The sequence below is a fragment of the Bacillus sp. GMs2/2 genome, from assembly GCF_050172095.1.
Classification (GTDB): domain Bacteria; phylum Bacillota; class Bacilli; order Bacillales; family Bacillaceae_G; genus Bacillus_A; species Bacillus_A cereus.
Genome location: NZ_JBNLYE010000131.1, coordinates 1 through 11,495, shown reverse-complemented (window position 1 = coordinate 11,495; position 11,495 = coordinate 1). Strand labels below are relative to the sequence as shown.

The following is an 11,495-nucleotide window of genomic DNA, read 5'->3' as shown; positions in this document are numbered from 1 at the left end:
AAAAAACTCTTTACTTCATTCATTAAGAATTAACCTCCCCCTTCAATGGATGGAAATTGAATATATTACATTTTATGAACTCCTATAGACAATCTTTCTTACTAATTGAGAAGAATCCTTTTTTTCTTTTCATATTGTTAGATTCGTTTAACTGGAATCCACCAACATATTTCGGTGGATTCCAGTTATTTTTCATATAATCTTTTATAAACTAGGTAATTTTCTATTTTTGGACTGCTGTTCATACGCATATCCAATATTGAAAAGCTCTTTTTCACCAAACTGTTTCCCTACAAACACTACACCGATTGGTTCTCCATTTTTATCATATCCAGCAGGAACCGCTAATTCCGGATAACCAGCTACAGCTGATAGAAGAACTTCATCGTTATTAATCATAACTAGAGCATCCAAACCTTTTTCTACTAAATACCTATCTAGCTCTTTTCTTGCATTTTCTTGACTCGTTTGCACTACGTTTTCAAACTCTTCTTTCGTTATAACAGATTTTTCAGACCCTTCAATTAATGTTTGTCCGTATTTTATTCGTCTTTTACTATCCTTTTTATTAAACGCTATAATCTCTTCTAACGATTTTACCGGTACATTCTTTTGCTGTGAAAGATAGTCGTTTACATTATGCTTGAACTCATATTCTAATGTTTGCAAATTATCTACACCCTCAGCACTTAACTGGATATTATCAGTTAATATCGCACCTGCATCTTGAAGGTCTTTTCTAATTTTTTCTGCTACTGCTTTTCTATTTTCATCTTGTTGGTCTACAGAAAAAAGAAGCCCTATCTTTTTCCCTTTTAATCCATCTATTGATAAATCCTTTGTATAATCAATTCTTTCTTTATCTTTCATTTTTTCTGTCATAACATCTTTTTCGTCATAACCTATCATTGCATTAAATAACGTTGCTGCATCTTTTACCGTTCTTGCCATAGGTCCTGCTGTATCAAGAGTTTCAACTAACGGAATAATTCCTGTTCTACTTACCATACCTAAAGATGGACGTAACCCAACTACTGATTGCTGCGCCGCTGGTGCAACAATCGATCCCGTCGTTTCTGTTCCAATTGCAAGCGGTGCAAAATCTGCTGCAACTACTGTAGCAGATCCTGAACTTGATCCTGAAGTATCGAATGTAATCGGACCGTACGGGTTTAAATTTTGTCCTTTCTTCCCGCTATACCCACTTGGCATTGTAAAAGATAAATAGTTCGCCCACTCAGACATATTCGCTTTTCCTAAAACAAATGCTCCTTCTTCTTTCAACTGCTTCACAATTGTTGCGTCTTGATCTGCAATCCAATCTTTTAATACATAAGTTCCTGCACTAGTCGGCATCACTTTTTCCGTCTGTACATTATCTTTTACAACGACAGGAATACCATATAAATTCGAATTTTTGTTTCTACCCCGCTCTTGATCTAACTTTCTTGCTTCTTCCATCGCATTAGGATTTATCTCTGTAACAGAATTTAATGTTATTCCATTTTGATCATGTTCTTGTATTCTAAAGAGATAAATACTCGTTAATTCTTCATATGACAACTTTCCATCATCAATCATTTTTTGAAGCTCATCTACAGTCGCATTTACGACTTCTTTTTCTTTTATCTTTACATTTTCTATATTGATTCCTTTAAGCTGATTATGTATCGGTTGTAGCACTCTTTCTTTATCATATACAATACGCTCAGATTCCTTTGGAAAATAATTTTTATACACGTAATATCCACCAGCACACGCTAATAAGACAATGCCTCCAGTGATAGACAGCGTTACCTTTACCCATTTCTTCATGTTGCTTCCTCCACTCTATAAGATGCTTAGCTATACAAAAAAGAGAGTTACCTTTTACTTAACTCTCTCCAATCAAAATGCTAAATGAAAAAATGAAAGATTTCAATCTAATTACTTCTTTTTTTGCATTTGCTTTGCTAACATTTCTTTCACTTGATTATACGTTAACCCTGAATTTTTATTTAAACGCTTTACTTCCTCAACATCAGTACCTACCACTGTATATTTTTTCTCATCATTCATTTTTCTAATTCCCTTCTCACCGTATTATTTCTTATATTTCTTCCCTAAATACGCATAAATTAACACCACTACAAAAAAGGAAGCTGTTTTTAAGCACAGCTTCCTTCTCGTTACATATTGTATTTCTTAATAAAATTTCACTACATCTTCAGTAGGTAAGAACGTTCTTTCTGCTGGTTGTTCGTTTGGTTCACCAAATGGCATTTGACCTACTAAGCTCCACTCTGCCGGAATGTTCCAAGTTTCTTTCACTTCAGCATCTACGATTGGGTTGTAATGTTGTAATGACGCTCCAATTCCTTCAGCAGATAATAGCATCCACACAGTATGTTGTAACATCGCATTTCCTTGATGAGACCAGAATGGGAACTGATCTTTATATAATGGCGCATTTTCTTGCATTTTTTCTACAGTTGCTTGATCTTCAAAGAATAGAACTGTTCCTACACCTGCATGAAAGCCTTTTAGTCTTTCTACAGTCGCTTCAAAGTTTTCTGCTGGTACGCGGGCTCTTAGTGTTTCTTTAACGATATCCCAAAACTTTTCATGCTCTCCATCCATTAATACAACCATACGACCACTTTGCATATTGAAAGATGTTGGTGCGTGTAAAGCTGTTTTTAACACTTCTTCAATTCTGTCTTTCGTAATTGCATCGTTTTTTGCTACTTTACGAATTGAACGGCGGTTCACAATTGCTTCTTTTAAGTTTGTTGTAGTTGCTGACATTTTAATTCCTCCAAATGTTTGTTTTATAATTTATTTTGTTATTTCATAACAAGCTAATTAGCAATATCCATCGGTATTACATTGCATACCTTCAAATGAATTTGTTTTATCCTTTTCAATTTCTTTATCAATGACCCTTTCTAGTGTTTCTTTACTAGCAAGCCCTTGAATGACTTCATCTCCAATCATGACAGTTGGAACAGCCATAATATTCGCTTCATCATATGCGTGCTGAATTGCTTCTTGATGTTTTTCCTTATATTTACGAGTTACTAAAGCATCTTTAAATTCTGCTTCAGGAAGTCCTACTTCTACCGCTAATTTTGTTAACACATCAATATCTTCAATGTTTTGCTCTTCTTGGAAAAATGCTGTGAATACGCGGTGGTGATACTCATTACCTAGTCCACGTTCTTTTGCAAATTGACATCCTTCGAAAGCTAAATGTGTATATGGGTGCGGTGAAACACGTGGCAAGCGCATATCGATTCCTAATTTCTTCGCTGTCGGAAGAATGAAAGCATCCCATGAACCTAATTTTTCTGGTTCATTCCATGGATCTATTTTTGAATATGGACTTGGACGTAATTCAAATGGCATCCATTCAATCTCTACATCTTTCTCTTTCGCTACCTCATCTAATGGACCTTTTGCTAAAAAACAAAACGGACATATAAAATCTGAGTATACTTTCATTTTTACAGTCATAACTTTTACACCTTACCTTATCGTTGTAATCAAATCAGTTACATTAAAGATAAAAAAATATAAATATTATTTAAGCATTCATTTTTTCTTGCAAAGTTTCAAACAACTGCCCCATCGTAATATTTCTCAAAACTTCTTCCATCGCGGATTGTGCTTGAATTAAAATAATTTCTAACACCGCTTGAATATTCGCCCCAATTGGACAATCTGGATTTGGTTGCTCGTGAATATGAAATAGCTTGTCTTCTTCGACTACGTTCACTGCATGATACACATCTAACAATGTGATTTCATGTAAATCCTTTAGTAATCCCGCGCCACCCGGTCCACGATTTACGTAAACAAAGCCAGCTTGTTTCAAGTACGACATGATTTTACGAATGACTACTGGATTTGTATTGACACTCTCAGCCATATAGTCTGAAGTACAAAGTGAAGATGGATTGTTTTTCAAAATAGATAAAATATGAACAGCTATGGAAAAGCGGCTACTAATTTTCATCGTAATCACCACCTCGATGTAATCATTATAGTTACAACTGAAAAATAAGTCAATCCTTTTCATAGATTTTTTATAAGTAAATTAAAAAGTGTCCCATTATGATATATGAGACACCTCTTTTTATTCTGCAAATAGCGATTGAAATTCTTCAATAAATAGCTGCACAGCGATTGAAGAATCCTTTAATGAAGGAACAGCTAAAGCAATTTCTCTCCATACTTGTGGTTCCAATTCTCTCGTTTGCACATTTTTTGGTAAATTCGTTAAAGATAATTCAGCTAATATTGCAATGCCTAATCCTTCTTGAATCATATTTAAAGCTGTAGTAACTGTCGAAATTACATACTCAGCCCGAAGTGGTACGTTTGCTTGTTTAAACATATCAATAATAGGTGGTTCGTATCCGCCCTTACATAATATGATTGGTTCATTCTCTAAATCACTAATTGTAATAGAGTCCTTCTTACAGAGAGGATGATCCTCTCTTAAGATAGCAACCATTTTCCCCTTCGTTAATGGAACAATCTCCATATCTTTATTAGGCAAAATAACAATTCCTATATCAATAACCCTCGATACTAACCAATCTTCAACTTCTTTAATCGTTCCTTCACAAAGAACCACTTCTAATTTCGGATACTTCTCCTTAAAAAGGTTTATCATTTTGGGTAAGAAATGTGCAGAAGCACTCGGAAAACTACCAATTCGAATCGTCCCAACTTCGTGTCCTTTCTCCATCGCAACTTCTTGTTCAATCTTCTCTACACCGTTCAAAATCTCTCTAATATGTACAAGAATCCTGTTTCCTACATCCGTAACGAGGAGCCCTTTTCGTTTATCACGTATAAGAATAGTAACTCCTAACTCTGACTCAATACTTGAAATCGCATGACTAACAGCTGGCTGCGTCATATTTAATACCCTGGCAGCTTTCGTAAAACTACCTAACTCAACAGTTTTTATTAATACTTGCAGTTGTGTAATGGTCATAACTAATCACTTATACTCCTCATAAAAAAGATTCATTTTATTTATTACAGTCGATATCATATCATAGTGAAATGAATAACAACAAGGAGGTCTTTCAGTGACACAGCTTTCTCGAACTAAGACGGCCATCATCCTTACCTTTCTCGTTTTCATGTGGGGAATCAATTGGCCTTTATCAAAGTTTGCCCTGCATTATACACCACCTGTTTTATTTGCAGGCGTTCGAACTTTAATTGGAGGATTCATTTTACTCCTGTTCGCATTACCGAAATACAAAGAGTTACATTTAAAAGAAACGTGGCATTTATACGTTATTTCTTCTTTACTTAACATCATTATATTTTACGGATTACAAACTGTCGGCCTTCAATATATGCCTGCTGGGTTATTTTCCGCCATTGTATTTCTACAACCAGTTTTACTCGGTATTTTCTCGTGGATATGGCTTGAAGAATCAATGTACGGCTTGAAAATTTTCGGGCTTGTTCTCGGATTTATTGGTGTAGGTGTTATTAGCTCTAGCAGTTTAACAGGACATATTTCTATCATTGGAATCCTTCTCGCGTTAGGATGCGCTATCGGCTGGGCACTTGGCACAGTATTTATTAAGAAGACTGGTCACCGTGTTAATGCCATTTGGATGGTAACACTTCAGCTTATTATTGGTGGCCTTTGCTTAATTGGATTTGGTTCAGAGTTTGAAAGCTGGTCTAGTATCGCTTGGAGTATGCCATTTGTTAGCGTACTTCTCTTTATTTCATTCTTTGTTATTGCAATGGGGTGGCTTGCATACTTCACACTTGTTGGAGCTGGTGAAGCAAGTAAAGTTGGGGCTTATACATTCCTCATTCCACTAATAGCTATTATTGTAAGTTCAATTTTCTTACATGAGGCTATTACCATTAGCTTATTCATCGGACTATTATTTATTGTTGTGAGTATTTGTTTTGTAAATATAAAACCGAAAACACTTGCTGTAAGGCAGCAAGTTGAATTGAAATAAACGTAAGAAAGAGCCTACTGTTTGTAGGCTCTTTCTTACGTCTTACTTTTTACGACGTACTACAAAAACACACGCACTTACCGACGATACTATGGCAAAAATAGATAAGACAATTGCTATCAATTGCATATTACTAGTACCTTCATTTTTTTCTACACTAGACACTTCACCATGTTCTCCTGTTAATGACGTACCTTTTGCAATTGTAGTAAGTGAATGCGGTTTTTCAGCTTTTTCATCACCTGTCCATTCAACAATTTCTCCATCTTTATATTGTTGATATGCGTCCCAAGCTATTTTTTGCTCTTTATCCGGATTTTTAGCGACGAAAGTAAATCGCTGGAACTGACCTGTTAAAATTCCTTCTCCTGTCGCTTCCCATACTACAGTTTTAACTTTTCCGGCATTATCTTTTTGCTCCTCAACTTTCCATCCTGGCACTGGTTCATACTGTTGGAACTCCACTCCAGACGGTATTTTCAGTGTAACTTTTGTCGTTGCTACATTTTTTTCAACTGGTACTTTTATCGTATAAGTCTCCCAAGAACCAACGTCAGAAGTTGCTGGTTTTACAGTGACGTGCGCACTAACAGGTAACGAAAACATTCCCATTGCAATAATTGTTGCGATCATTGTTGTTCCTAATTTTTTTATACGTTTCATTTTCTATTTACTCCTTTTCATCTATAACATCTGTTTATCCTGCTACTCGCTAGCAGCGTGATTGGTAAAATTTTATCTGCCACCTACAATAAATTTAAAATCTGTATCGAAACTATCAAGAGATTTTGTTAATCCATGAACATGTATATTCCAGTTTCCTGTCATATTAATATACATACCTTCTGCTTCATATTCTCCTGGTGAAACTACTGAAACTTTAAATGAACCTTTTCCCATGTTCATATCTAATGATTGAGTCGTCAATATCATTTGTTCCATATCAGTAACAGGCTGTCCCTTTTCGTCCTTTAGTGTAATATGGAATTTATTTTGTCCTACCTTATTCGGACTTACATTTAGCGTAAGTTCATATCCATTATCTAATTGCTTACTCTCTGTAAATGGTCCAGTAGGAGGCATCGGTGGTGTTTGTACGTTTGTCATAAAAGCTACGATTACGAAAATGATAATTCCAATGACAAACTCTACTTTCACCGTAGCTCCTAATCCTTGCTGCGCTCTTATTCTCCCTTTCACATAATGAATAATTCCCAATATCCCCATGAAAATAAATAATAGTATCTTTGCTAATAAAGCCAATCCATACTTCGTATCAAATAACGAGTGGATTGTTGGAATAAAAAATGTACTATTAAAAAGGCCTGTTATTAAAATCACAATGACAGCACCTGTTGCCCACGGTGAAAAACGCTTAATCATATCCCAATACATATGCCACTTATTATCCTCTTTACATAAAAGAAGAATAATAGATGATAAACCACCAACCCATAATGAAGCTGCTAATAAATGTAGAAAATCCATAACGACAGCAATGTCTTTAAACTTTAAACCGTATGCGTGACTATTAAAGGCCTTCATAACAAGTAGCCCTATAAACAATAGTATTGGAATACTCCATACTTTAAACGACGAAAACTTCTCATGCTTCACCGCAAAATACGTAACAATTATAAGCGTACTAATGAGAACCATTTGAGTAATCCATACATAACCAAAAACAGAAAGCTGTAATGTTTCTTTTAATAGTAAAGGATTGAATGCTTCTAGCCATGAAACATCAGCATTTATTTTCGCTTGCAGTGGTAGATTGAATAACAAGCTAATCAATATCCCAAATAAAGAGATCCATATTATGTTCTTACTCCTTGATCGAACCGAGGTTGCATTGCCTTTATACATAATAAGATTAAAGAATAGCACTCCTATAAATAGTGAGAAACTTGTATATAAAATTCCACGTTCCATAATCATATCGATTTGTGGGACGTAGCCCATCTCTTCCACTTGTATATCGTCTGTTTCCGCTTCCGCTAATCCAACCCGGAACGGGATAACTCCTTGAATTGGATGTCCATCAGCTGAAATCACTTTCCACTGAATAGAGTAAAGACCATTTTTGAGATTGTCTTTTAATCCAGCTTCTAATAGCTTTTTATTTTTTTTATCAATATGAGCATCTTTTAAATCGACCCTTTTACCTGATGTATCTCTCACGTACAATGTATTAAAACTTGAAACTTGTATGTCCTCATCGAATTCGATTTTTACAACAGATGGTGCTTTCTTCAATGTTTCATTTTCAGTAGGGTTTGATTTCACAACGTACGCATGAGCAGATGCACTTTGCGGTATCAATATGATAAGCACACACACAAGTAATAGCCATGTCCCTAATCTTCTCATTACTTTCACACTCATTTCACTTCTTTCTTCCTCATTGCTCTATTTTCATTACTTTAACTTCCGAAGTTTGATTCTCGGGCGAAATATTAACCTGATTAAATATAAACTTCTAATATAATAGTAACTATCACGATAGATACAACTTACATTTTTAAAGCCGATTGTTATTATATCATAAAATATATTTATGTAAGTTATCAAAGAAGAAAAGTTATCGTGAATCATTTGTGAAGAAAATGTGAAATACATAAATAAAAAGGTATTACGTTATTACGTAACACCTTTAAAAAAATATCCCTCTTCTATTTCTCTTCCGGATAATCACAATACTCGATAATCGTTCCTTCAGTATCCGCTGGGTTAAGATAAATTAACCTTCTACCGTGCTTATTAATGCGAAGTGTATGCTCTAATGTCCGAATACCTTGTTCTTTTAACTCTTCTAGAGCCACATCTAAATCATCGACACGATACGCAACATGATGTACACCTTTACCTTTTTGTTTTATAAATCGGGCAATTGGTGAAGTGGTGTTATTTGTCGGCGCAAGTAATTCAATTCTATCTCCATCCACTTCAAGAATGGCTACTTCGCTTTCTACACCTGGTGCCTCACTTACGTAACGATCTATTAATTCTCCTGATAGAACCTGTTCATAAAAACGTATGGTACTATCTATATCACGAACTGCGATTCCGATATGATCAATTGTTTTTTTCATTTTATTTCCCCTACTACTTTATTTTTTCTCATTATTAATAGTAACAAAAAAAGTTATAGAAACAAGTTCTATAACTTTTTTATTTAACCTATTTTCTTATCCGCTCTAGTTGCTGGTTGAACTTGATTTTTTGCTTTTACAACGCTAATGCCATATCCGATAAATCCACCGATAATCGCTGGGAAGATCCAGCCTAATCCTACTTCCTGCATCGGAAGGAATTTAGTGAACACTTGGCTTACTACTTCAATGTTAACTCCAGCTGCACTTAATCCATCGAATAAGCTGATGATAAATGTTACGATTAAGCTCACTTGATAAACTTCAGCTCTTCCTTTGAATAATGAATGGAAGAATGTTAAGAAAATCAATACGATTGCTAGTGGATAAATTGCTGTTAATACTGGAACAGAAACTGCGATTAACTGTGTTAATCCTACGTTTGCAACAATTGCACTAAATACACATAGCGTGATTGCAATTGCTTTGTAAGGAACATTTGGGAATAACTTATGGAAGAATGAAGAACATGCTGATACAAGTCCCACACTAGTTGTTAAACAAGCTACTGTAATCATTAATCCTAATAATACTCCGCCATATGATCCGAAATAGTAGTTAGAAACTTTCGCTAATACTTCTCCGCCGTTTTCTAAATGTCCAAGCTTTGCAACACTTGAAGCACCCATATAAGAAAGAGCTGTATAGATAATTGCTAAAATAGATGCTGCAATTATTGTCGCTTTTGCACAAACGACCATAATTTGTGTTTTCGTTTTCGCACCTTTTTCTTTAATAGCATTGATGATGATAATCCCGAATACGAATGATGCAAGCGTATCCATCGTTAAGTATCCTTCTTGGAATCCTTTAAAGAATGCATGTGATGTATAAGCTTCCACTGGTGCTTGCATATCTCCAATCGGATGTATAAAAGCAACGATTACTAAAATACCGATGAAAGTCAACTTAATTGGCGTTAAAATTTTTCCAACAATATCGACAATTTTCGCGGGATTTAGCGAAAAAAAACAAGTGATGCTAAAGAATATAATTGTGAAAAGAATTAAAGGTGTAGAACCTACTCCCTCTGGCATAAACGGCTTAAGACCAATTTCATAAGATACATTTCCTGTTCTCGGTATTGCAAATAATGGACCGATCGCTAAGTATAAAACTGTTGTAAATACAATCCCGAACACTGGGTGAGCACGACTTGCTAATGACTGTAAATCATCTTTACCTGAAAAACCAAATGCTAGTACACCTAGTAATGGTAATCCAACACCAGTTACTAAAAATCCAGCGTTAGCAATCCATACATTCTCTCCTGCTGATTGACCAAGCATCGCTGGGAAAATTAAATTTCCTGCTCCAAAAAATAGTGCAAATAACATTAATCCAATAACTACTATGAACGAAAACGGTACTTTATTCGCCATAATATAACCCCCATTCAAATTTCCTTATCTCATTTTCCAATTTTAACTAATTGAATTTTCTGAATATTTAATTTAAGTATCAACTATTCTTGAACTCATTATAGTTTGCTATATAATATTTTGCAATACTATTTTCGAACTTTTCTTTTATTTTATAAATATACATTTTTTAACATGAAAAATAGACTAAAAAACCAACACGGTCATCCATGTTGGTTTTTCCATTTACTATCATAAATTAAAATTTCGCTGCTACTTTTTTAACGTTTTCTAGACCTTCTTCAACAATTTGTTGTGAACGATCTGGATATTGATTGTGTCCTTCAATTACAACTGTCTCTGGATTTGTAATTCCCCAGAATCCAAGTACAGTTGTTACGTAATTAACTGCCATTTCCATAGGAGCCATTTGTTCTGAAGAGTAATCTGAACCACGAGCACCTAACACAACTACTTTCTTACCACCAACTAAACCTTCTGGGCCATTTGCTGTATATTTAAACGTTTTTCCAGCTTGAGATAAGTATGAAATATATGTGATTAATGGTGCTGGTACTGTAAAGTTCCATAATGGGAATGCAAATACAACCTTATCAGCTTCTAAAAACTGATTTAAATATTGATCTACTGTAGCAACTGCCTTCTCCTCTTCAGCTGTTAACTCCATACCTTGGCTACGTTTATATCCACCTGAAATCGCGATATTTCCGTAATAAGGAAGATCTAATGCAAATAAATCTAATTCCGTAATTTCTGTATTTGGATTTGCTTCTTTATAAGTACTTACAAATGTTTCATACATTTTTGAACTAACTGCTTGCTCCGCTGGACGATCGTTTGCTTTTACAAATAATACTTTTGACATTTTTTTATTCCCCTCTACATTCTTATTTTCTTCTTTTTTACCAAATAATGAGCTAAATAGTCCCATTTTCTTCACCTAATCTTTCTTTTCATATTCATTATTCATC

Annotated in this window: 12 protein-coding genes; 1 reads left to right on the top strand and 11 read right to left on the bottom strand. The window is 34.8% G+C overall.

What is annotated here, in order from left to right; translation table 11 throughout:
- Positions 1 to 204: 204 nt before the first annotated feature.
- The 6 genes from ACQGS6_RS16540 to ACQGS6_RS16515 all read right to left on the bottom strand — a co-directional run bounded on the left by ACQGS6_RS16540 (position 205) and on the right by ACQGS6_RS16515 (position 4,987).
- Positions 205 to 1,815, bottom strand: a complete 1,611-nt coding sequence (locus ACQGS6_RS16540; RefSeq protein WP_025966224.1) for an amidase family protein — start codon at positions 1,813 to 1,815, stop codon at positions 205 to 207.
- Between the two features lie 111 nt (positions 1,816 to 1,926).
- Positions 1,927 to 2,058 (bottom strand): hypothetical protein, encoded by a 132-nt coding sequence (locus tag ACQGS6_RS16535; protein ID WP_000997344.1) that lies wholly within the window; start codon positions 2,056 to 2,058, stop codon positions 1,927 to 1,929.
- 126 nt (positions 2,059 to 2,184) lie between these two features.
- Positions 2,185 to 2,787, bottom strand: a complete 603-nt coding sequence (locus tag ACQGS6_RS16530; protein WP_001277009.1) for a nitroreductase family protein — start codon at positions 2,785 to 2,787, stop codon at positions 2,185 to 2,187.
- 57 nt (positions 2,788 to 2,844) lie between these two features.
- Complete coding sequence (locus ACQGS6_RS16525) at positions 2,845 to 3,495, bottom strand: DsbA family oxidoreductase (RefSeq protein ID WP_000216673.1); 651 nt, start codon at positions 3,493 to 3,495, stop codon at positions 2,845 to 2,847.
- A gap of 70 nt (positions 3,496 to 3,565) precedes the next feature.
- On the bottom strand, positions 3,566 to 3,997 hold the full coding sequence (locus tag ACQGS6_RS16520) for an Rrf2 family transcriptional regulator (protein ID WP_000704073.1): 432 nt from the start codon (positions 3,995 to 3,997) through the stop codon (positions 3,566 to 3,568).
- Positions 3,998 to 4,117: 120 nt separating this feature from the next.
- Positions 4,118 to 4,987, bottom strand: a complete 870-nt coding sequence (locus tag ACQGS6_RS16515) for a LysR family transcriptional regulator (RefSeq protein ID WP_000156771.1) — start codon at positions 4,985 to 4,987, stop codon at positions 4,118 to 4,120.
- 97 nt (positions 4,988 to 5,084) lie between these two features.
- On the opposite strand from ACQGS6_RS16515, the gene ACQGS6_RS16510 reads away from it, so the two are divergent.
- Entirely contained in the window at positions 5,085 to 5,990 is a 906-nt protein-coding gene (locus ACQGS6_RS16510; protein WP_000192805.1) for a DMT family transporter, read from the top strand.
- A 42-nt stretch (positions 5,991 to 6,032) separates the two neighbouring features.
- Here the strand turns inward: ACQGS6_RS16510 and ACQGS6_RS16505 are convergent, their stop codons facing one another.
- From ACQGS6_RS16505 to ACQGS6_RS16485, 5 genes are all read right to left on the bottom strand, one after another.
- Positions 6,033 to 6,653, bottom strand: coding sequence for a YcnI family protein (locus tag ACQGS6_RS16505; protein ID WP_000821399.1), 621 nt, complete (start codon positions 6,651 to 6,653; stop codon positions 6,033 to 6,035).
- Between the two features lie 72 nt (positions 6,654 to 6,725).
- Positions 6,726 to 8,375, bottom strand: a complete 1,650-nt coding sequence (locus tag ACQGS6_RS16500; protein ID WP_000114337.1) for a copper resistance CopC/CopD family protein — start codon at positions 8,373 to 8,375, stop codon at positions 6,726 to 6,728.
- A 287-nt stretch (positions 8,376 to 8,662) separates the two neighbouring features.
- Positions 8,663 to 9,082: a VOC family protein gene (locus tag ACQGS6_RS16495; RefSeq protein ID WP_000750855.1), complete on the bottom strand. Its 420-nt coding sequence runs from the start codon at positions 9,080 to 9,082 to the stop codon at positions 8,663 to 8,665.
- Positions 9,083 to 9,165: 83 nt separating this feature from the next.
- Positions 9,166 to 10,524, bottom strand: coding sequence for a branched-chain amino acid transport system II carrier protein (brnQ, locus tag ACQGS6_RS16490; RefSeq protein ID WP_001284785.1), 1,359 nt, complete (start codon positions 10,522 to 10,524; stop codon positions 9,166 to 9,168).
- Positions 10,525 to 10,762: 238 nt separating this feature from the next.
- Positions 10,763 to 11,455, bottom strand: a complete 693-nt coding sequence (locus ACQGS6_RS16485; protein ID WP_000522502.1) for an FMN-dependent NADH-azoreductase — start codon at positions 11,453 to 11,455, stop codon at positions 10,763 to 10,765.
- Positions 11,456 to 11,495: the final 40 nt, after the last annotated feature.